At 75.6% G+C, this 21714-nt stretch carries 16 protein-coding genes and 2 pseudogenes; 9 read left to right on the forward strand and 9 right to left on the reverse strand.

Translation table 11 applies throughout. The features are described from left to right. Positions 1 to 35 precede the first annotated feature (35 nt). A complete protein-coding gene (locus MF672_RS26090) occupies positions 36 to 926 on the reverse strand; it encodes a LysR substrate-binding domain-containing protein (protein WP_242380354.1) in 891 nt (296 codons plus the stop codon). Positions 927 to 996: 70 nt separating this feature from the next. On the opposite strand from MF672_RS26090, the pseudogene MF672_RS52220 reads away from it, so the two are divergent. From MF672_RS52220 to MF672_RS26110, 5 genes and pseudogenes are all read left to right on the forward strand, one after another. Then, positions 997 to 1479, forward strand: a pseudogene (locus MF672_RS52220) (putative sulfate exporter family transporter); the annotation flags it as partial. Between the two features lie 58 nt (positions 1480 to 1537). After that, complete coding sequence (locus MF672_RS51135) at positions 1538 to 2008, forward strand: putative sulfate exporter family transporter (RefSeq protein ID WP_254723821.1); 471 nt, start codon at positions 1538 to 1540, stop codon at positions 2006 to 2008. A gap of 176 nt (positions 2009 to 2184) precedes the next feature. Then, positions 2185 to 3060, forward strand: a pseudogene (locus tag MF672_RS26100) (pseudouridine-5'-phosphate glycosidase); the annotation flags it as partial. Beyond that, positions 3057 to 3986: a carbohydrate kinase family protein gene (locus MF672_RS26105; RefSeq protein WP_242380348.1), complete on the forward strand. Its 930-nt coding sequence runs from the start codon at positions 3057 to 3059 to the stop codon at positions 3984 to 3986. The pseudogene MF672_RS26100 and the gene MF672_RS26105, both read left to right, overlap by 4 nt. A gap of 82 nt (positions 3987 to 4068) precedes the next feature. Further along, positions 4069 to 6612, forward strand: a complete 2544-nt coding sequence (locus MF672_RS26110) for a hypothetical protein (protein WP_242380346.1) — start codon at positions 4069 to 4071, stop codon at positions 6610 to 6612. A 52-nt stretch (positions 6613 to 6664) separates the two neighbouring features. Here MF672_RS26110 and MF672_RS26115 read toward each other — a convergent pair whose 3' ends face one another. Next, positions 6665 to 7168: a hypothetical protein gene (locus MF672_RS26115; protein ID WP_242380344.1), complete on the reverse strand. Its 504-nt coding sequence runs from the start codon at positions 7166 to 7168 to the stop codon at positions 6665 to 6667. A 92-nt stretch (positions 7169 to 7260) separates the two neighbouring features. On the opposite strand from MF672_RS26115, the gene MF672_RS26120 reads away from it, so the two are divergent. The 3 genes from MF672_RS26120 to MF672_RS26130 all read left to right on the forward strand — a co-directional run bounded on the left by MF672_RS26120 (position 7261) and on the right by MF672_RS26130 (position 10714). Further along, positions 7261 to 7767 carry a winged helix-turn-helix transcriptional regulator gene (locus MF672_RS26120; protein WP_242380342.1) on the forward strand — a complete coding sequence of 169 codons (507 nt, stop codon included), beginning with the start codon at positions 7261 to 7263 and terminating at the stop codon, positions 7765 to 7767. An 82-nt stretch (positions 7768 to 7849) separates the two neighbouring features. Next, positions 7850 to 9046, forward strand: coding sequence for an MFS transporter (locus tag MF672_RS26125; protein ID WP_242380339.1), 1197 nt, complete (start codon positions 7850 to 7852; stop codon positions 9044 to 9046). 69 nt (positions 9047 to 9115) lie between these two features. After that, the gene (locus tag MF672_RS26130; protein WP_242380338.1) at positions 9116 to 10714 is read left to right on the forward strand and encodes an alpha/beta fold hydrolase; all 1599 of its coding nucleotides are present in this window, start codon (positions 9116 to 9118) and stop codon (positions 10712 to 10714) included. A 22-nt stretch (positions 10715 to 10736) separates the two neighbouring features. Here the strand turns inward: MF672_RS26130 and MF672_RS26135 are convergent, their stop codons facing one another. Beyond that, a complete protein-coding gene (locus MF672_RS26135) occupies positions 10737 to 11960 on the reverse strand; it encodes an MFS transporter (protein WP_242380336.1) in 1224 nt (407 codons plus the stop codon). Positions 11961 to 12053: 93 nt separating this feature from the next. On the opposite strand from MF672_RS26135, the gene MF672_RS26140 reads away from it, so the two are divergent. Beyond that, entirely contained in the window at positions 12054 to 12509 is a 456-nt protein-coding gene (locus MF672_RS26140; RefSeq protein WP_242380334.1) for a winged helix-turn-helix transcriptional regulator, read from the forward strand. 69 nt (positions 12510 to 12578) lie between these two features. Here MF672_RS26140 and MF672_RS26145 read toward each other — a convergent pair whose 3' ends face one another. Genes MF672_RS26145 through MF672_RS26170 form a run of 6 tightly spaced genes read right to left on the reverse strand, consistent with a single transcriptional unit; the run spans position 12579 to position 21690 of the window. Further along, positions 12579 to 15581, reverse strand: coding sequence for a helix-turn-helix transcriptional regulator (locus tag MF672_RS26145; RefSeq protein WP_247815436.1), 3003 nt, complete (start codon positions 15579 to 15581; stop codon positions 12579 to 12581). Positions 15582 to 15630: 49 nt separating this feature from the next. Beyond that, entirely contained in the window at positions 15631 to 16065 is a 435-nt protein-coding gene (locus MF672_RS26150; RefSeq protein WP_242382281.1) for a GNAT family N-acetyltransferase, read from the reverse strand. Between the two features lie 57 nt (positions 16066 to 16122). After that, entirely contained in the window at positions 16123 to 17259 is a 1137-nt protein-coding gene (locus tag MF672_RS26155) for an acyl-CoA dehydrogenase family protein (RefSeq protein ID WP_242382282.1), read from the reverse strand. Positions 17260 to 17261: 2 nt separating this feature from the next. Further along, entirely contained in the window at positions 17262 to 18167 is a 906-nt protein-coding gene (locus tag MF672_RS26160) for a hydroxymethylglutaryl-CoA lyase (protein ID WP_242382283.1), read from the reverse strand. Then, a complete protein-coding gene (locus MF672_RS26165) occupies positions 18167 to 20116 on the reverse strand; it encodes an acetyl/propionyl/methylcrotonyl-CoA carboxylase subunit alpha (RefSeq protein ID WP_242382284.1) in 1950 nt (649 codons plus the stop codon). Before MF672_RS26165 ends, MF672_RS26160 begins: the two co-directional genes overlap by 1 nt. Positions 20117 to 20118: 2 nt before the next feature. Next, entirely contained in the window at positions 20119 to 21690 is a 1572-nt protein-coding gene (locus tag MF672_RS26170) for a carboxyl transferase domain-containing protein (protein WP_242382285.1), read from the reverse strand. Positions 21691 to 21714 lie beyond the last annotated feature (24 nt).

Below are 21714 nucleotides of genomic sequence, written 5' to 3' on the forward strand. Positions count from 1 at the left end.
TAAGTCCCGTAGCACGCCATCCGTCAATGGCCGGGTCAGCGCTGGGTGGCGACGGAGAGGAGGGTGGCGGCCGGGGCGGTGAGCGACCGGCCGCGCCGCCACACCGCGCACAGCCGCCGCCCCAGGTCCAGCCCGGCCAGCGGCACCTCCACCAGCCGCCCGGCGGCCACCTCGGCCTCCACCGCGTACGCGCTCAGCACCGCGGGCGCCGCCCCCGCCTGCGCCGCGCCCTTGACCGCCGAGTTCGACCCCAGCTCCAGCCGCGGGCCGGCCCGGTGCAGGCCGCTGAAGGCGAGCTCCAGCGTCTCCCTGGTGCCCGACCCCGGCTCGCGCACCACGAGCGGCGTGGCGGCCAGCTCCGCGCCGCGCAGCGCCGTGCGCCGGCGCGCCCAGGGATGCCCGGGCGCCACCACGACCACCAGCCGGTCGGTGCCGACGACGCGGCTGGCCAGCCCCTCGGGCACGCTCGGCCCCTCCACGAACCCCAGCTCGACGTCCCCGCCCAGCACCCGGGCGGCGACGTCGGCCGAGTTGACCACGTCCAGGCCGACCTGGACGTCCGGCTCGCGGTGCTGCAGCTCGCCCAGCCACCGCGGCACCAGGTACTCGGCCACCGTCATGCTGGCCGCCACCCGCAGGTGGGCCCGGCCGGCGTGGCGCACCGCCGCGACCGCGCGCATCAGCTCCTCGGCCGCCGCCAGCACCTGCGCCGCCCAACCGGCGACCATCTTGCCCTCGGTGGTCAGCGTCGAGCCGCGGGGCGTGCGTTCCAGGAGGGGGACGCCGAGGCGGCGTTCGAGCTGGGCGACGCGCTTGCTCGCCGACGGCTGCGCGATGCCGGCCGCCTTCGCCGCCCGTCCGAGGCTGCCCAGCTCGCCGACGTCCACGAGCAGCCGCAACGACTCCAGGTCGGGCAACCCTCTCATAGCCACAGGCTATGACCTCCAAGGCAACGACCGGCTACCGGCCGCCCGGACCGCCGCGAAGACTGGGATCATGCTCAGTTCGCGCGGCACCGCCACCGCTCCGGCGCAAGCCCTGGCGCCGGGGGTGGCGGTCACCGCCGTGGCCTTGGTGCCGGCCCTGGTGGTCAACCGGTTCGTCCCCGCGCTCAGCCCGGCCGTGGTCGCGGTGGTGTGCGGGGCGGCGCTGGCGAACCTGGCCGGGATCCCGGCCCGCCTGCGGCCGGGGCTGGCGTTCGTGTCGCGCCGCGTGCTGCGGGTGGCGATCGCCCTGCTCGGCCTGCAGATCGCCGTGCCGGACGTGCTCGCGCTCGGCCTGCCGACGCTGGCCGTCGTGGCGGTGGCGACGACGGTGACGTTCCTGGTGACGCCGCGCGTGGGGCGGGCGCTCGGGCTGTCGCCCGGCACCTCGCTGCTCGTGGCGGCGGGCGTGTCGATCTGCGGCGCGTCGGCGATCGCCGCGATGCGCGACGGCGTCCCCGGCGGCGATGACGACGACGCGGCCAACGCGCTCGGCGTCGTCGTCCTGTACGGCACCGCCGCGATCGTGGCGCTGCCCGCGCTGGCGGCCGTCCGTGCGCCTGCCGCCCGCCCGGCTGGCCGTCTGGACGGGGGCCGCCGTGCACGAGGTCGCCCAGGTCGCCGCGATCGGCGCGGCCACGGGCGTGCTGGCGGCCGCCGTGACGGTCAAGCTGGCCCGCGTGATCCTGCTGGCCCCCATGGTCGCGCTGACCGCCTGGGCCCGGCGCCGGGCGTCCCCGGCGGGCGCGGGCGACGTGGCCGCCGGGCGGCCGGCGGTCCTGCCGCTGTTCGTGGCCGCGTTCCTCGGGCTGGCCGCGCTGCGCGGCACGGGCTGGGTGCCGGGGCCGGTGACCGCCGTGGTGCCGCAGGTGACGGGGGTGCTGACGGCCGCCGCCCTGTTCGGCCTCGGCACCGGGATCGACGTGCGGAAGCTGGCGAGGGGCGGCCGGGTGCTGCTGCTCGGCGGGTTCGCCAGCACGCTCGTCGCGGGGATCTCGCTCGCCGGGGCGATGCTGTTCGTATGATCGTCCTGGCTGGACGACAGGCTCCCGGAATGGCCGTAACCTGCAGTATCAGCGACATATGTCGTAAAGTTCGCCATTCCCCCCGTACCGGGGTCCAGGATCACGCGAGGAGCACGAGACCCACCATGCGCAGCACCGCCGACACCGTCCTCCAGCCGTCCGACGAGGTAGCCGAGGCCCTGGCCGCCGGCGCCCCGGTGGTGGCGCTGGAGTCCACGATCATCTCCCACGGGCTGCCGCAGCCGCGCAACCTGGAGGTCGCGCGCGAGCTGGAGGGCATCGTCCGCGCGGCGGGGGCCGTGCCGGCCACGATCGCCGTGCTGGACGGCGTGCCCCGCATCGGCCTGAGCGAGGTGGAGCTGGAGCGCATCGCCACCGAGTCCGGGCTGCGCAAGCTGGGCCAGCGCGACCTGCCCGTGGCCGCCGCGCTCAAGGCGAGCGGCGCGACCACGGTGTCGGCCACGTCGTTCCTCGCCGCGCGCGCCGGCGTGCGGATCTTCGCCACCGGCGGGCTGGGCGGCGTGCACCGGGGCTGGACCGAGGACCAGGACGAGTCCGCCGACCTCGACACGCTCGCCCGGACCCGCATCACCGTCGTCTGCGCGGGCGTCAAGTCGATCCTCGACGTGCCCGCGACGCTGCAGCGCCTGGAGACGCGCGGCGTGAGCGTGGTCGGCTACCGCACCGCCACCTTCCCCGGCTTCTACCTCAACAGCTCCGGGCAGCCCATCGACTGGCGGATCGAGACGCCGGAGGAGGCGGCGGCCGTCATGCGCGGCCAGGACGCGCTCGGCGGCCAGGAGACCGCCCTGATCGTCGCCAACCCCGTCCCGGTGGACCAGCAGCTCGACCCCGCGCTGCACGACCGCGTGCTGGCCGAGGCGCTGGCCGCCGCCGAGCGCGAGGGCGTCAAGGGCCAGGCGATCACCCCGTTCCTGCTCGGCTACCTCGTGGACGGCACCGCCGGCGCCTCGCTGGAGGCCAACCTCGCGGCCGTGCGCGGCAACGTCGCCCTCGCCTCGCAGATCGCCCTGAGCTGGGCCCGCGCGTGACCGACCGCGGCCTCCTGGTCGTCGGGGACGCCGTCACCGACGTGGTCGCGCGGCACGCCGCACCCGTCCAGCCGGGCACGGACACCGCCGCCGACATCGTGCTGCGGCCCGGCGGCTCGGGCGCGAACACCGCCGCCTGGGCCGCCCACCTGGGCGCCGACGTCCGGCTGCTGGCCCGGCTGGGCTACGACAGCAGCGACTGGCACATCGCCGAGCTGACCAGGACCGGCGTCCGGCCGCAGGTGACGGTGGACCCCGACCATCCCACCGCCGTCGTGATCGCGATGGTGGACCACAGCGGCGAGCGCTCCATGCTCACCAACCGGGGCGCGGGCAGCCGGATCTCCGAACGCGACTGGGACCCCGCCCTGCTGGACGGGGTCGCGCGGCTGCACCTGTCCGGGTACGTCTTCTTCGCCCCGCCGGGCCTGCGCCTGGCCAGGGCCGCGATGGCGGACGCGGCGGCGGCCGGGGTCGCGGTCAGCCTCGACCCGGCCTCCACCGGGCCGCTGCGCGACTTCGGCGTCGAACGTTTCATGGCCGAGACCGCCGGGGCCGGCCTCGTCATCCCCAACCTCGACGAGGCGCTGCTCCTGTCCGGCGCGCCCACGCCGGAGCGGGCCGCCGAGGCGCTGAGTGAGAGATACGGCACAGCGGTCGTGAAACTCGGCGCCGGCGGCGCGCTCGCGGCGGTGGACGGGGCCCTGGTCGCGCGCGTGCCCGGCGTGCCGGCCGACGTCGTGGACACGACCGGAGCTGGGGACGCCTTCGCCGCCGGGTTTCTCACGGCCGCCTTGCGGGGATGCGGGGAAAGAGCCGCTCTGGAGGAAGGTTGTCGTGCAGGTGCCGCATGTGTGGCCCAGGTGGGGGGTCGTCCACGGTACGGTTTGGATCTGAACCGTCTTTACCCTATTCACACTGATTGATAGCTTGCCGCGTAGGCTGCACCATTAGCCACATGCGCAACGGGCAGCACACGCGGCACACTGGGGAGGATAAGGTCCGCCGATGGAAGTCGAGTCATCGATCTGCCTGAGCGACCTGGTCCCTGCTCTGCGCTGGAGCCGACCACAGCAGGTGGCGGAGGCGCTGGGCGATTCCCGGCTGCCCGCGGGATGGTGGTCCTCCCTTCCGCTGTCCAAGGCGCTCGGCACGGCGGGGCTCGACTGGATCTGTGAACGGCTCGCCCGGCTGGCCGCCTCCCGCTGGGACCACCTGCCGCTGGCCGACCTGCTGCCCGCGCTGAGCGTCCACACCGTCGATCCCGCGCTGCCCGGCTGGTCCGAGGCCACCCGTACGGCGGTGATCGGGCTCGGCGGCTGGCAGCGGCTGCGCCGCCTGTCCCCCAGCGACCTCGGCACCCCGTCGGCGACGCCCGAGGTGGTGGTCACGGCGGTCCTGCGCGAGGTCATCGCCCGCATCCCGGCCGCGCCGGCCGCGGCCGACCGGCCCGAGGTCACCCGCCCGCTGCAGCGCGGCACCGCCGCGGGCGCGGGGGCCGGCGCCGGGGGTCTCGCCGAGGACCCCAGGAGCACCGGAGCCTTCCCCGCCGTCGGGCAGAGCGGCCCGTTCGCCGCCCAGCCCGCCACGCCCGGTTCCCCCTTCCCCGCCACCCCGAACGCCCCGCTCCCGGCCGCCGGCCAGAGCGGGCCGCTGCCCGGCCAGAGCGGGCCGCTGCCCGGCCAGACGGGGCCGCTGCCCGGGCAGAGCGGGCCGTTCGCCGCTCAGGGCAACCCGCGCCCCGGCCAGGGCACGGCACAACCGGGCAGCGCACAACCGGGCGCCGCACAACCGGGCGCCCAGCAACCCGGAGCCGCACAACCGGGCGCCCAGCAACCCGGAGCCGCACAGCCCGGCACCACGCCTCCCGGCCTCACGACGCCCGGCACCACAGCGCCCGGCGCCACCCCTTCCGGCACCACGACCCCCGGCACCACGCCTCCCGGCGCCACGGCCCCCGGCCCGAACTTTGGTCAGCCCGGCCAGAACACGGCCCAGCCCGGCCAGGGCGGCGGGGGTACGTCGTCCGGTCAGCCCGGCCAGTCCAGTCAGTCCGGTCCGTTCGGCGCGCAGCCGGGCGCCCTCCCCGGCCGTCCCGGCGACCGCGGCACCGGCTCGTTCCCCGCGCAGAGCGGTTCGTTCCCGGCCCAGAGCGGCTCGTTCCCCGCCCAGCCCCAGAACGGCTCCCCGCGCCAGGGCTTCGCGGGCGACGCCCTCCCGCAGCGCCCGTCCCCGGGCCAGCCCGCCCAGCCGGCGGGCCAGCCCGACCGCCTGCCGCAGCGTCCGGGAGCGGCCCGGCAGCCCGGTCGCGAGAGCACCGGCTCCTTCCCCGCCTTCTCGAACGGCCCCCTGCCGAACGGCACCACCCCCAACGGCACGGCGAACGGCGCCCCGAGCCCCGCCTCCCCCGGCGGCCCGAGCACCGGCTCCTTCCCGGCGGTCCCCGGCGCGGACCCTGCCAAAGCCGCCAAGTCCTCCCCGGTGCCGTTCGACGCCGACCACGCGATGGTCCGCGTCGTCGACAACCTGTTCCGCGGCCTCGACAAGCTGGAGCTGGCCGTCGCCGTGCACCGGCTGTTCGCCGAGGACCCGGTCAGCCTGCGCACGCTCGCCCACAAGCTGCTGGTCGAGCGCGAGGCCCTTTCCCACGCTCAGCGCACGGCCGAGGAGCGGGTCCTGACCTGGCTGCGTTCGTCGGAGTCCGCGCCGGTGACCGGGCACATGTTCCGGCTGACGGAGTGGCTGGGCGCGGCGGCCACCGAGGAGCAGCTGATCGGCGCCGACCCGGCGCACCCGGTGATGGTTCCGTCGCTGCGCACCCCGCTGTGGCGGGTGCTGGTCACGCTCATGCCCGACCGCCGCCTCCAGGACGGCTGGCTCGTGGTGGGCGACATCCACGGCCTGCAGGCCCGTACGCGGCAGCTCCTGGCCGCCGCCCCGCCGGACGCCGACCTGGTGGAGCTGATGGCCGAGCTGGGCATCCGCGCCCACTCCGCGAAGGCGTGGCTGGAGGCCCTGCCGCCGGAGTCCGCCGACCCGATGGCCTCGGCGCCGTCCTCGTCCCAGCCCCTGCCCCGCCGCACCCCCGGCGCGAACGGCCACCACCACCGCGGCGGCCAGCCGATCCCGGCCGCGACGGCCAGCTCGATCGACCCGTCGGCGGCGCTCGCGACGTTGTCGGCGCTGTCCGGCGGCCGGTCGAACATGCTGCCGAACGGCCTGGTGGCGGGTTCGCCGGCCACGCCGCCCCCGCCGCTGCCGAGCCCGTCCTCCGACCCGCGCCGCTGGCAGCGCATCGAGGTCACGCCGGAGCACCTGCGCGGCGGCCCGGTGCCGGTGCCGGAGGGGTACGCGGCCCAGCTCGGCATGCGCCCCGGCACCCTGCTGTCGGTCACGGGGCCCGGCGACAACGCCATCGTCCTGGTGTGGCAGGGTCACCAGCCGGTCTTCGACTCCCTCCAGCCGGTCCTCATGCGGCTGAACGCCCGGCCGGGCGACCAGGTGTACGTGACGGTGGACGGCTACCGCCTGGAGGCCCAGCTCACCGCCTGACCCCGGCCGCGCCTCACCCCGTACGGGAGCGCGGGAGGCGGGCCCGCTCGGCTCACCCGTACGGGAGGCGGGCCCGCTCGGCCCGGGCGGCGGCGATGCGCTGCGCCGCGAGCGCCCGCGCCCGCCCGCCGTCGCTGCCGGTGAGCCGCGTCAGGATCGACGCCAGCGGCGTGATCCGCCCCTGCCCGCCCCAGCGCCCCTCGGGGATCTCGGTCGGGAACACCCACACCCGGCCCGCGTCCCGCGGCCAGGCGCCGTCCTCGGCGTCCAGGATCGCCTCGGTGACCTCGGCGACCACGGCGGCCCGCGCCTCCTCGTCGAGCTGCCCCTCGGGGACGGAGGGGACGACCTTGTAGCGCGGGGCGTCCGCCGGCGCCCCGCCGACGTACACCGCGGCCGGCCGGTGCAGGAACACCCAGGAGACGGACCGTGTCACCGGGTCGGCCGGGTCGAACCCCTCGTGGCGGATCAGGATCTCGGTGAGCCGGTTCACCAGCGCCGCTTCCGCCTCGCGGCCGAGCGCGCCGTCGGGGATGTACACGTCGAGCATGGGCATGACCGTCCTCCTGGATTTAATTCAGCAACTTAGCGCGACGACCGTACGGAGGCTGAGGAGCAGATGTCAACCCAGGGGGTTATGATCGCCTCGTGCAGACGCAGCGCATCGACCCGGCGAACTGTTCGGTGGCCCGTGCCCTGGCGGTGGTGGGCGAGCGCTGGTCGCTGCTGATCGTGCGCGAGGCGCTGGACGGGGCGCGCCGCTTCCAGGAGTTCCGTACGCGCCTCGGCATCGCCAGCAACCTCCTCGCGACCCGGCTCGACACCCTCGTGGCCGCGGGAGTGCTGCGGCGCGTCCCGTACCAGGACCCGGGCGACCGGCGGCGCTTCGAGTACCGGCTGACCAGGCAGGGGCTCGACCTGCGGCCCACGCTGATCGCGCTGCTCGAATGGGGCGACAAGTACCTCGCGGACCCGGAAGGGCCCTCGGTCGTCGTCCGCCACCGGCCCGACGACGAGCAGGACGCCTGCGAGGAGCCGGTCAGGGTCACGCTCGAATGCGCCGCCGGGCACACCCACCTGCCGTCCGACGCCGTCTACCGCGCCCCCGGCCCGGCCGCCCGCTTCCTCACCGACCCCGCACCGCCACCCCGCTGACCGGCCCCGCCGACCGGCCCGCCACGCGGCGATGCGCGAACTCCCGCCCTCCCCCCACCACGCACGCACGCGAAGGAGTTCCATGACCCCCCGTCCCGCCCCGGCCGAGCAGCGCACCCCCTGGGGCACGATCACCCTCGTCTACCTCGGCGGCGTCGTCGCGGCCATGAGCCTCGGCAAGTTCGCCCCGGTGGGGCCGGCGGTGACGGCCGAGCTGGGGCTGTCGCTGGCGCAGCTCGGCTGGGTGATCTCCACGGTGGTCGGCGTCGGGGCCGTCGCCGGTCTGCCGGCCGGCTACCTGGTCCGCCGGTACGGCACCGACCGCTCCCTGGTCGCCGGGCTCGTGCTGGTGGCGGCGGCGAGCGGCGCGGGCGCGGCGGCGGGCGGCTACGCCTGGCTGCTGGTCGCCCGGGGCGTCGAGGGCGTCGGCTACCTGCTGGTCACCATCGCCTGCCCGGCGCTGATCGTACGCCTGGCGCGCGACCGGGACCGCGGCACCGCCCTGTCGATCTGGGCCACGTTCGTCGCGGTGGGGCTGGGCGCGAGCACGCTCGCCGGTGGCGTGATCGGCGGCGCCGCCGGGTGGCGCGGCTGGATCGGCGTGCTCGCCGCGCTCACGCTCGGGACGGCGGTGGTGGTACGGGCCCGGCTGCCGCGCGAGGCCGCCCGGCGGCCGGAGGCGGGGGCCGTTCCCCGGGCCCGGGCGCTGGTCTGGCCGGGCGTGCTCGCCGCGGGGTTCTGCCTGACGGCGCTCATGACCATTCCGGTGATCGTCCTGCTGCCGACGATCCTGGTCGAGCGGCACGGCCACTCGGCGGCGTCGGCGGGCGCGGCCACCTCGGTGATCTCGCTGCTCAGCGCGCTCGGCGGGGTGGCCCTGGGGATGCTGCTGCGCCGCGGCACGCCGATCGGCGTCCTCGCGCCGGCCGGGCTGCTCATCCTGCCGGCGGCCTGGCTCATGTTCGGCGGTCACGGGCCGGGGCCGGCCGTGCTGGCCGGCGCGGGCGTCATCTCGGTCATGAACGGGTTCCTCGGCGCCCTCGTCTTCGCCGCCCTGCCGCTGCTGCTGGAGCGCCTCGACCACGCCGACGTCGGCAACGGCGTGGTCGCGCAGGCGGGCAGCCTGGGCTCCCTGCTCGGCCCGCCCCTGTTCGGCCTGGTCGCCGAAGGGGCCGGCCTGCCGGCTCTCGTGCCGGTCATCGCGGCCGGCGTCACGCTGTCCGTCGCCGCGCTCCTGCTGGCGGGCAGGCGGACGGCACACCCGCTGCCGAGCGCGTGATACCGCCCGGCCCGCGGGAGAGGCGGCGGAAACGCCGAGGAAACACCCGCTGCCGTAGGACTGGCCCCCATGACGTACCGAACCACGGTGCCGGCGCTCGCCCTGGCACTGGCCGGGCTGGTGGCGCATCCCGCCGTCGCCGCCGCCGCCGTGAACCCGAGCCCGAGCCCGAGCCCCAGCCCGAGCACGAGCACGAGCACGAGCACGAGCACGGTCGCGCCGTCCGTGCAGTGGAAGCCCTGCCCGTCCTATTCGGACGAGGTGGCCCGGGCCCTGGGCGCGACGACGGAGGCGAAACTGGCGGCCTTCCGCGGCCTGATGAAGCGCCTGGAGTGCGGGACGGTCAGCGTCCCGCTGAATCACGGCGACCCCGCCGGGCGGCGGATCGACATCGCGGTGACGCGGCTGGCGGCCACGGACCGGGCCCGCCGCCTCGGGGCCATCTCCATCCTGCCGGGCGGGCCGGGCGGCAGCGGGTACCTGGACGCGGTCCTGCGGGTGGTGCCCAGCAACGAGCGGATGGCGGGGCTCAACGAGCGCTACGACCTCATCGGCTTCGACCCGCGCGGGGTCGGCTACAGCACGAAGGTCGCCTGTGTCCTGCCCATGGGAGGCCCGGCGGAGCCCGGCCCGCTGACGAAGGAGACGGCCAGGACGCTGTACGACGCCCAGGTCGCCGCCAACCAGGAGTGCGCGGGCTCCGACCCCGCCTTCATCGGGCAGCTCACCACCGAGAACGTGGCCAGGGACCTGGACCTGGTGCGGGCCGCGCTGGGCGAGAGCAGGTTCAACCTGCTCGGCTTCTCCTGGGGCACCTACCTGGGCATGGCGTACCGCAGCCGGTACCCCGGCAGGACCGGCCGCGCCTTCCTCGACAGCGTGGCGCCGCCGGTACTGAACGTCGAGCAGCACGCCGAGGGATACACCGAGGCGACCGAGCGCAACTTCGGCCGCATGGCCGCCTGGCTCGCCGGCCACGACGGGACCTACGGGCTGGGCGCCACCGCGCGCGAGGTGCGCGAGCAGGTGGCGAAGCTGATCCGTGCCTACGACCGGAGCCCCAGGACCTACTCCGACCTGCAGCGTCCCGTGGACGGCTCGGTCGTCGCCGACCTGGCCGCGCGCGCCTCGGTGGACTGGGCCCGCGCGGGCAAGGCGCTGGCCGAGCTGCGCACGGCGACGGGCGCCACCGCCCCGCCCACCGTCAAGGAGCTGATCGGCGCCCCGATGACGCGGACGCCCGTCCCCGGCATGCCGGAGCTCTCGAACGGGACCATGAACCTCGCCACCGTCTGCAACGAGGACAGCAGCCGGGCCGGCTTCGACTCCGCCTGGAGCACGTACCAGCAGATCCTCAGGCGTTATCCGGTGACCGGCCGGGCCGCGCCGCTGCCGGTCCTGTGCTCCGGCTGGCCGCTGCCGGTGCAGCGGACCACGCTGAGGCGGAGCGGCGGGTCACTGGTGCTGGCCGGGCATCTGTACGAGTTCATGTCCCCCTACGAGGGGGTGCTGCGGTCGTGGCATGCCGTCGGCGGCACCGTCTACACGGTCGCCGACGACGTGCACGTGTCGGCCACCCGGGTGGCCGGATGCGCCGCCGACGTGGCGCGGTACTTCGAGACGGGCCGCATCGGCAAGGGCTGCGCGGGCATGCCCAGCCCGAGCTGACCACCCGCTCCCCGGCCGCGCCTCACCGGCAGGGCGGCGCGGCCTGTGCGGCTTCCGGCGCGCGGGCCCCCGGCAGGACGGTCTCGGGCCCGGCGGTGTCGCGCCGGGTCGCGAGGGCGGTGAGGAGCGCGAGGGCGGCGTAGGCCGCGCCGAGGGCGCTCGCGGCGGGCCAGCCCAGCGCGCTGGAGGCCCAGGTGGTGGTGATCGCGCCGAGCGCGGAGCCGAGGGAGTAGAAGGCCATGTAGACGCCGATGACGCCGCCGGGGCGGGCGGCGGTGAGCAGGTGCTGGTTGCTCACGTGGACGGCCTGCACGGCGAAGTCCAGGACGATGACGCCCGCGACCAGCGGCCAGAGCGACCACCCCGCCTGCGCGATGAGCAGCCACGAGCCCGTGAGCAGGGCCAGCGACCACAGGGTGACCGGGGACGCGAGCCCCCGGTCGGCCCAGCGTCCGGCCCGGGCCGCGCCCAGCGCCCCGGTGAGCCCGGCGAGCCCGAACGCGCCGATCCCGGCCGGGCCGAGGTGCCAGGGCGCGGCGCCGAGCGGCAGGGCCAGCCCGCTCCACAAGGTGCCGAACGAGGCGAACAGGAAGAACGCCACCGCTCCCCTGCCGAGCAGCAGCCGGTCGCTCACCGCCAGCCGGCCCAGCGAGGACAGCACCTGCCCGTACCGGGCCCGGGGCCGTCGCGCGTCGGCCGGGAGGGTGAGCCGGACGGCGAGCGCGAGCGCCGCGCAGAGCGCCGCGATGCCGGCGTAGACCGCCCGCCAGCCGGTCAGCTCGCCGAGCGCGCCGGCGAGCAGCCGTGCCCCGAGGATCCCGGCGACCACGCCGGAGGTGACCGCGCCGATGTTGCGGCCGCGTTCCCCGTCCGGGGAGACGGCCGCGACGTAGGCCACCGTGATCTGGACGACCACGGCGAACAGCCCGGCCAGGGCCAGCCCCGCGATCGCGACGGCCGCGCCGGGCGCGGCGGCGGCCGTCGCCGCGCCGGTCGCCGTCAGCAGCAGGTGGGCCGTGATGAGCCGGCGGCGGCCGAGCACGTCGCCGAGCGGGACCAGCAGCAGCAGCCCGGCGAGGTAGCCGATCTGCCCGGCGGCGACCAGCCACCCCAGCGCGCCCTGTCCCAGCCCCAGGTCCTCGCCCGCGGCCTGGAGGACGGGCTGGATGCCGTACACGGCCGACACCGCCGCCGCGCACACCAGCGCGAGCAGGGCCCGCCGCCTTCCGGTCAGTCCTGACGCCATGCGACCCCCCGATAGGTTTCGAAATGCAACTCTTCGGACGGTAGGGCATACTGGTTTCAGATTGCAACTCATCGCACGGGTACGGAGGAGCCGGTGGACGTCACACTCGCGGCCGGAGGCGCCTGGACCGATCCGGCCTGCCCGGTCGCGCGCGCCGTCGACCTGGTCGGCGACCGGTGGAGCCTGCTGATCGTCCGGGACGCCATGGACGGGGCGGCCACCTTCACCGAGTTCCACCGGCGGCTGGGGATCGCCCGCAACATCCTCACCGACCGGCTGCGGCGGCTCGTCGAGCACGGCGTCCTCAGCAGGAGCGCCGCCGACGGCGACGGACGGCGGCACGTCTACCGGCTCACCGAGGCCGGGCAGGACCTCTTCACCGCCGTCGTCGCCCTCCGCCAGTGGGGCGAGCGCCACGCCTTCGCCCCGGGCGAGCCGCACTCGGTGCTGGTGGACGGCCAGGGGCGGGAGCTGCCCGAGCTGCGCCCCCTCGCCCAGGACGGCACGCCGCTCTCCGCCACGACGTCCCGCGTCCGCAAGACGCTCTGACCGCCCAGCCGAAGGCGGACCGGGCGGCTCCCGGGCTGCGGCGCCCCTTGCGAAAGGCGGACGATCGAGTCAGGGCAGGTCGTCGAACAGGTGGAGGCGGTGGGCGGTGGCGGCGGCCTCGCCGCGGCTGGCGACGCCGAGCTTGGCCAGGATGTTGGAGACGTGCACGCTCACCGTCTTCACCGAGATGACCAGCTTCTCGGCGATCTCGCGGTTGCTGTGCCCCTCGGTGACCTCGCGCAGCACCTCCAGCTCGCGCGCCGTCAGCCCGAGCGGCTGCCCCTCCCCCGCGGGCTCCTCCGCGACGGCCCCGCCACCGCCACCGCCGCCGCCGATGCGGGCGCGGCGCCGGACCGTGTCGAGCTGCTCCAGCAGCGGCGCGGCGCCGAGCCGGGCGGCCAGCTCGCGCGCCCGTTCGAGCCGCGCCGCCGCCTCCTGCCGGTCGCCCGCCGCCAGCAGCGCCTGCGCCGACGGCAGCAGGCTCCTCGCCTCCGCGTACGGCTGCCCGAGCGCCACCCAGGCGCGCACCGCGCGCTCCCACGCCTCCACCCGCCAGCCGACCTGTTCCGCGGCGTCGGCGTCGGCGGCGGCGGCGTGGGCGGCCGGCGTCTCGGGGCCGAGCAGCGCCTCGAACGTGAGCCGCTGCGCCTCCTGCAGGTCGCCCTCGGTGCCGAGCTTGCGGGCCGGCTCACGCAGCCTGGGCAGCAACGCCGCCGCCCGCGCCCTGATCGCCTCGGACGCCGGCCCGCCGGCGCTCGCGATGCCGGTCAGCAGGCGGGCGAAGCTCACCAGGAGCTGCCACACGTAGCGCGGGCTGGACACCAGGTCGCGCTCCTCCAGGGCCCGCGCCACCGCCTCGACCGCCTCGCCGTCCGCGCCGCGCGCCGCCAGGATCGACACCTCCCGCCGCAGGTGCGGCAGCAGCGTCTGGTCCCGGTACGTGCCCCGCGACAGCACGCTGCGCGAGGCGTTGAGCAGCTGCTCGGCCCGGTCGAGCTGGCCGCGCGCGAGCGCGATGTCGGTGACGAACCCCTGCAGGCTGGCCCGGTAGGGCGGCGGCGGCGCGAGGTCGAAGGCGTGCTCGACGACCTGCAGCGCCTCGTCCCACCGGCCGAGCGAGACCAGCGGCTCGGCGAGGTTGATCGCGAGGAAGGTGCCGGAGGTGCGGGCCAGGCCGTAGTGGGCGGACTCCTCGATGCCCTCGCGGGCGACCCGGGCGGCCCGCTCGTGCCAGCCGGCGCCCTCCAGCGCGTCGGACTCGGAGATCGCGCAGCGCATGAGCGCGTTGTACGCCTCGCCGTCGGCGGCGATGCGGCGCGCCTCGGCGAACGCCTCGAGCTGGGCCTCGACCTCGGTGTAGCGGAAACGCGCCCAGGTGGCGGTGATGAGGCTGTGCGCCTCGACGTTGGGGTCGCCGACCACGCGGCCGATGTCGCGGGCCACCTCGGCCGTGGCGATCTTCTCGGTGAGGTCCTCCGGCCGGTAGAGCATCCGCGACAGGCTCTCCAGCACCTGCCCGCGCAGCCGGGTGGGCGGCTCGGCGGGCACCAGCGTGGCGGCGCGGCGCAGGTCGTCGAGATTTCCCTCGCGGCCCAGGTCGTAGCGGGTCAGGCCGCGCTGGCGCAGGATGGCGGCGGTGCGGATCGGGTCGGTCGCGGGGTCGAGCTCGGCCAGCGCGGCCCCGGCCATGGCGATGCCGCGTTCGTACTCGCCGGCCAGGTGGGCGACGACGGCGGTGTGGCGGAGCACGTCGAACCGGTCGCGGCCGATGCGCGCGGCGGCGTCGGGCACCTGGTCCCACAGCTCCAGGACGCGGGAGAGCATGCGGAGCTGCTCGTCGTAGGCGGTGGAGGTGCGGGCCGCGGCGGCCGCGTGCCAGGCGCTGACCAGCGCCCAGGTGGCGTCGTGGGCGGCGTGCCAGTGGTGGGCCAGCTCGATCGCGCCGCGCGGGGCGGGCAGGATCGACAGGTCGCGCTCCAGCGCCTCGGCGTAGCGGGTGTGCAGGCGGGTGTGCTCGCCGGGCAGCAGGTCGTCGTGCAGCGCCTCGCGGATGAGCGCGTGCCGGAAGCTGTAGCCCTCGCCGTCGACCACGAGGACGTTGCCCGCGACGGCCGGGCGCAGCGCCCGGGACAGGGCGTTCTCGTCGAGCCCGGCCACGGCCGACAGCAGGTCGTGCTCGATGCGCTGGCCGCCCGCGCTGGCCACCCGCAGCAGCTCCTGGGTCTCCTCCGGCAGCCGCTCGACGCGGGCCAGCAGCAGGTCGCGCAGCGACTCGGGCAGGTCGCCGCCGCCCCCGCCCCCGCCCTCGCTGAGCAGCGCCTCGACGAACAGCGGGTTTCCCTCGCTGCGGGCGTAGACGAGGTCCATGTCGGCGGCCGGGAGCTGCCGCTCCAGGATGCTGGCCGCCTGCGCCACGGCCTCGCGCCGGGTGAGCCTGCGCAGCTCGGCCCTGCTCACCCACTCGACCCGGCTCAGCTCGGCCAGCATGGGCCGCAGCGGGTGGGTGCGGTGCAGCTCGTCGGTGCGGTAGGTGACGACGAGCAGCAGCCGGCCGGCGGTGCGCTGGTAGCGGACGAGGAAGGACAGCAGGTCGCGGGTGGAGCGGTCGGCCCAGTGGGCGTCCTCGATGACGAGCACGACCGGGCGGTCGTCGGCCAGCCGCTCCAGCAGGCCGAGCACCAGCTCGAACAGGCGGGCCCGGGCCTCGGGGCCGTCCTTGCCCGGCTCGCCGAACTCGGGCAGCAGCCGCGCCAGCGCGCCCGTCGCGCCGCCGGGCACCAGCGCGGCGACGCCGTCGTGGCCGAGCCGCCGCACCAGGCCGCGCAGCACGGCGGTGAACGGCGCGAACGGCAGGCCGTCGGTGCCCAGCTCCAGGCAGCCGCCGACGAGCACCAGGGCGTCGTCGGCGCGGTCGGTGAACTCGACCAGCAGACGCGTCTTGCCGACGCCGGCCTCACCGCCCACGAGGACGGTGGACGACACCCCGGCGCGCGCCCTGGCCAGGGCGTCGCCGAGGACGGCGAGCTCGCGGGCGCGCCCGACGAACAGCGGGCTGACGGCATGGACACTCACGTAGGCAAGGATGCCATCCGGCTCCGACAGAAGTGCCGCCCGATCGCCCTCAGCGCAGGACCTTGCGGAAGAACGTGGCCGACGCCTCGTAGCCGAGGGCGTGGTAGAACTCCGGCGCCCGCCGCGTGGCCATGGCGACGTAGCGGGCCTCGCGCGAGCGGGCCCACCGCTCGAACTCCTCCAGCAGCGCCCGCCCGATGCCCTGCCGCCGCGAGCCCGGCTGCACCATGGCCTCCTCCACCCAGGCGACCGGCCCGTTCGCGAACAGCGTCAGGTGCACGAACCCGAGCAGGTAACCCCGCACCCGCCCCTCGCCGACGGCCGCGAGCAGCAGGGCGTCCTCGTTCGCCAGCAGCTCGGGGAGGGCGGCGTCGAACGCCTCGCGCTCGGGCCGGAACGTCAGCCCGAAGTCGCGGGCGAGGGCGAACACCTCGTCCGCGTCCGCCTTCTCGGCCCTCCTGATGAGAAGATCGTCAGCCGTCATGACCCATGACAGTAGATGTTCCCGCCCGGCCCGCGCAATCAGCGAAGTCCTCGCACGTCACAGGTCCGCCAGCCCGAGCTGGCGGGCGATGAGCATGCGCTGGACCTCGCTGGTGCCCTCGCCGATCTCCAGGATCTTCGCGTCGCGGTAGAAGCGGCCGACGGGGTACTCGTTCATGAAGCCGTACCCGCCGAACACCTGGGTGGCGTCGCGGGCGTTGTCCATGGCCGCGTTGGAGGCGACCAGCTTGGCGATGGCGGCCTCCTTCTTGAACGGCGCCCCGGCCAGCATGCGCTCGGCCGCGTGGTAGTAGGCCAGACGCGCAGTGTGGGCGCGGGCCTCCATGTCGGCGACCTTGAACTGGATGGCCTGGTAGTGGCCGATGGGGTTGCCGAAGGCGCGCCGGTCCCTGACGTACTTGACGCACTCGTCCACGCAGCCCTGCGCGAGGCCGACGCTGACGGCGGCGATCGCGATGCGGCCCTCGTCGAGGGTCTGGAGGAACTGGGCGTAGCCGCGGCCGCGCTCGCCGAGCAGGTTCTCGGCGGGCACCCGGCAGTCGGCGAAGGCCAGCTCGCGGGTGTCGGAGGCGTTCCAGCCGACCTTGGAGTACTTCTTCGACACGGTGAAGCCGGGCGTGCCGGCCGGGACGAGGATCGTGGAGATCTCCCGCTCGCCGGTGAGCGCGGCCACGCCGACGACGCTGGTGAGGTCGGTGCCGGAGTTGGTGATGAACGCCTTCGTCCCGTTGACCACCCATTCGCCGCCGTCGAGCACGGCGGTGGTGCGCATGCCGCCGGGCACGTCGGTGCCGCCGCCGGGCTCGGTGAGGCCGAAGGCGCCCAGCTGCTCGCCCCTGGCGAGCGCGGGCAGCCAGCGGGCGCGCTGCTCGGCGGTGCCGAAGCGGTAGATGGGCATCGCGCCCAGCGACACCGCCGCCTCCAGAGTGATCGACACGCTGGAGTCGACCCGGGCGAGCTCCTCCAGGGCCAGGCAGAGGGCGAAGTAGTCGCCGCCCATGCCGCCGTACTCCTCGGGGAAGGGCAGGCCGAACAGCCCCATCGCGCCCATCTGCCGCACGATGTCGTACGGGAACTCCTCGCGCTCGTAGTAGCCGCCGATCACGGGGGCGACCACGTCGCGGGCGAACGCCTCAACCGTCTTGCGCAGTTCTTCGTACTCGTCGTTGAGCATGGTCAGCCTTTCGCGAGCGCCTGTACGACGCGGGACGGGCTGGGCCGGCCGAGCAGACCGGCCAGCCAGATGCTGGTGGCCACGAGCTTGTCCAGGTCGAGGCCGGTCTCGATGCCGAGCCCCCGCAGCATCCAGACGAGGTCCTCGGTGGCGAGGTTGCCGGTCGCCGACCGGGCGTACGGGCAGCCGCCGATGCCGCCGGTGGAGGCGTCGACGGTGGTGACGCCCGCCCTGAGCGCGGCCAGCGTGTTGCCGAGCGCCTGGCCGTAGGTGTCGTGGAAGTGCACGGCCAGCCGCTCCGGCGAGCGGAAGGCCCGGATCAGCTCGGTGACGTGGCCGGGCGTGCCGACGCCGATCGTGTCGCCCAGCGACAGCTCGTGGCAGCCGAGCCCGAGCAGCCGCTCCCCCACCCGCACGACCTGCGCGATCGGGGTCGGCCCCTCCCAGGGGTCGCCGAAGCACATCGACACGTACGCCCGCACCCGCACCCCGTGGTCGAGCGCCCTGGCCACGACCGGCTCGAACATCTCGAACTGGCTCTCCAGGCCGCGGTTGAGGTTCTTGGCGGCGAAGGTCTCGGTGGCGCTGGCGAAGACGGCGATCTCCTCGACGCCGCGTTCGAGGGCCCGGTCGAGGCCGCGCTCGTTGGGCACCAGCACCGGGTAGCGGACGCCGGGCCTGCGGCGCAGCCGGGTCAGCAGCTCGTCCCCGTCGGCGAGCTGGGGCACCCACTTGGGGTGGACGAAGCTGGTGGCCTCGACGACCTTGTGCCCGGCGTCCACGAGCCGGTCGATGAACTCGGCCTTGACCTCGACCGGCACGACCGCCTGCTCGTTCTGCAGCCCGTCGCGCGGCCCGACCTCGTACACGGTGACGCGCTGCGGGAGACCTTCCATCGGGTACGGCATCACGCCTCCTCGGGGGTCACGACGGCCAGGACGGCGTCCATGTCGACCGGCTGGCCGGGCTGGACCGGCAGCTCGGCGAGCACGCCGGCGCAGGGGGCGGTGACCGTGTGCTCCATCTTCATGGCCTCGACGATGACCAGCGGCTGCCCGGCGCTCACCCGGTCGCCCGGCTGCGCCTTGACGACCAGGACGGTGCCCGGCATGGGGCTGCGGACCACACCGTCGCCGGCCGCGGCGGCGCCAGGCCGGTCGCCGGGGTCGCCGATGAGGTGGCGGGTGAACGACCAGGCCCGCCCGTCGCGGCCGAGCCAGAGCGTGTCGCCGTCGCGGGCGCACAGGTAGCGCGTGGTGCGATCGCCGAGCGTGACGGCCAGGCCGCCGCCCTCCTGGCGGATGCGGGCGGGCACCGCGCGGCCGTCCAGCAGCACCTCGGCGGCCTCGGCGGGCAGGCCGCGGACGCGGACCGCGTGCCCGCCGTCCCTGGACTCCAGCCGCCAGGTCGTCCAGGCGCGCTCGCCGACCCGCCAGCCGTCGGTGACCTCCCACGGGTCGTCGCCCTGCGGCAGCGCGTGGAAGGCGAGCCCGGCCGCGGCGGCGACCTCGGCGGGCGCCCCGGCGGCGGGCACCAGCTCGGGCAGCGCCCGCTCGACCAGGCCGGTGTCCAGCTCGCCCGCGCGCACGGCCGGATGGCAGGCCAGGGCGCGCAGGAACGGCACGTTGGTGACCACGCCGAGCACGGCGGTGCCGGCGAGCGCCCGGTCGAGGACGCGCAGCGCCTCCTTGCGCTCCGGCGCCCAGGCCACCACCTTGGCGAGCATGGGGTCGAACTCGCTGCCGACGACCCCGCCCTCGGCCACCCCCGAGTCCACCCGCACGACGGCGTCCGCCGGGGAGGCGGGCTCGCGCAGCAGCAGGACGCGCCCGCCGGTCGGCAGGAAGCCGCGCGCCGGGTCCTCGGCGTAGACGCGGGCCTCGACGGCGTGCCCGTCCAGGCGCACGTCGTCCTGGCCGAACGGCAGCGGCTCGCCCGCCGCGACCCTGAGCTGCAGCTCCACCAGGTCGAGGCCGGTCACCAGCTCGGTGACGGGGTGCTCGACCTGGAGGCGGGTGTTCATCTCCATGAAGTGGTAGGCGCCGGTGGCGCCGTCCACGATGAACTCGACCGTGCCGGCGCCGACGTACCCGACCGAGCGGGCGGCCTCGACCGCCGCCGCGCCCATGCGGGCGCGCAGCTCGGGGGTGACGAACGGCGACGGCGCCTCCTCGATGATCTTCTGGTGCCTGCGCTGGAGGCTGCACTCGCGCTCGCCCAGGTGCACGACGCCGCCGAGGGCGTCGGCCAGGACCTGGATCTCGATGTGGCGGGGGCTGTCCACGTACCGCTCGATGAGCAGCGTGCCGTCGCCGAACGCGGCCCGCGCGGTGCGCCGGGCCGACTCCAGCGCGTCGGGCAGCTCGGCGGCCGAGCGCACCACCACCATGCCCTTGCCGCCGCCGCCCGCGGACGGCTTGATCAGCGCTGGGAAGTCGCGCCACTCCGTCAGGACGTCGTCGGGCTCGGCCCCGCCGGGCACCACCGGCACCCCGGCGGCCGAGACCGTGGCCTTGGCCCGGATCTTGTCGCCCATGGCGTCGATGGCCTCGGGCGGCGGCCCGACGAACGCCGTCCCGGCGGCGGCGCAGGCCCGCGCGAAGGCGGCGTTCTCGGCCAGGAACCCGTAGCCGGGGTGCACGGCCTGCGCCCCGGACGCGAGCGCCGCCCCCACGATCGCGTCGGCGTCGAGGTAGCTCGGCACCTCCACGGCGGCGTCGGCCTCGCGCACGTGCCGGGCGCCCGCCTCGGACGGCGTGTGCACGGCCACCGCCGTGATGCCGAGCCGGCGCAGCGTACGGGCGACGCGCACGGCGATCTCGCCCCTGTTGGCGATGAGGACACGGTCGAAGAGCATGATCACATCCGGAAGACGCCGTACCCGGCGGGTTCGAGCGGGGCGTTGGCCGCCGCGGACAGCGCCAGGCCGAGGACGGTGCGGGTGTCGAGCGGGTCGATCACGCCGTCGTCCCACAGCCTGGCCGTGGAGTAGTACGGGTTGCCCTGGTGCTCGTACTGGGCCCTGATCGCGTCGGCGTCGGCGTCGCCGACGGTGGTCAGCACGTTCGCGGCCTGCTCGCCGCCCATGACCGAGATGCGGGCGTTGGGCCACATCCACAGGAAACGCGGCGAGTACGCCCGCCCGGCCATCGCGTAGTTCCCCGCGCCGAACGACCCGCCGATCACCACGGTGAACTTCGGCACCCGCGCGCAGGAGACGGCGGTGACCATCTTCGCGCCGTGCTTGGCGATGCCGCCCGCCTCGTACGCCTTGCCGACCATGAAGCCGCTGATGTTCTGCAGGAAGACGAGGGGGATGCGGCGCTGGTCGCACAGCTCGATGAAGTGGGCGCCCTTCATGGCCGACTCGCTGAACAGGATGCCGTTGTTGGCCACGATGCCGACGGGGTGGCCGTGCAGGTGGGCGAAGCCGGTGACGAGGGTGTGGCCGTACTCGGCCTTGAACTCGAGGAAGCGGGAGCCGTCCACGAGCCTCGCGATGACCTCGCGCACCTCGTACGGCTGCCGGGTGTCGGCGGGGACGATGCCGTACAGCTCGCGCGGGTCGTGGCGGGGCGGCTCGGGCGCGATGACCGGCCAGGGCCGCTCGGCGCGCGGCGCGAGCGTGGCGACGATGTCGCGGACGATCGCGAGGGCGTGCGCGTCGTCCTCGGCCAGGTGGTCGGTGACGCCGCTGACCCGGGCGTGCAGGTCGCCGCCGCCCAGCTCCTCGGCCGTGACCTCCTCGCCGGTGGCCGCCTTCACCAGCGGCGGGCCGCCCAGGAAGATCGTGCCCTGGCCGCGGACGATGACCGCCTCGTCGCTCATCGCGGGGACGTACGCGCCGCCGGCCGTGCAGGAGCCGAGCACGGCGGCGATCTGCGGGATGCCGCGGGCGGACATCGTGGCCTGGTTGTAGAAGATGCGGCCGAAGTGGTCGCGGTCCGGGAACACCTCGTCCTGCCTGGGCAGGAAGGCGCCGCCGGAGTCGACGAGGTAGACGCACGGCAGGTGGTTGTGCAGGGCCACCTCCTGCGCGCGCAGGTGCTTCTTGACGGTCATCGGGTAGTACGTGCCGCCCTTGACGGTGGCGTCGTTGGCGACGATCACGCACTCCCGGCCCGAGACCCGGCCGACGCCGGTGATGATGCCGGCGGCCGGGGCCTGGTCGTCGTAGAGGCCGTGGGCGGCCAGCGGCGACAGCTCCAGGAAGCGGGAGCCCGGGTCGAGCAGGCCGTCGACGCGGTCGCGCGGCAGCAGCTTGCCGCGCTCGACGTGCCGCTGCCGGGACCGCTCGGGGCCGCCGGGCGCGGCGGCGGCGAGCCGGTCGAGCAGGTCGGCGGCCAGGCGCTCGTTGAGCTCGGCGTTGCGTTTGTACGCCTCGCCGGACGGGTCGGCGGCCGATCCCAGGACCGGCCAGGCGCTGCTCATGAGTCCCCTCTCATGCCCCGAATG

This window comes from Actinomadura luzonensis (genome assembly GCF_022664455.2).
Taxonomy (GTDB): Bacteria; Actinomycetota; Actinomycetes; order Streptosporangiales; family Streptosporangiaceae; genus Nonomuraea; species Nonomuraea luzonensis.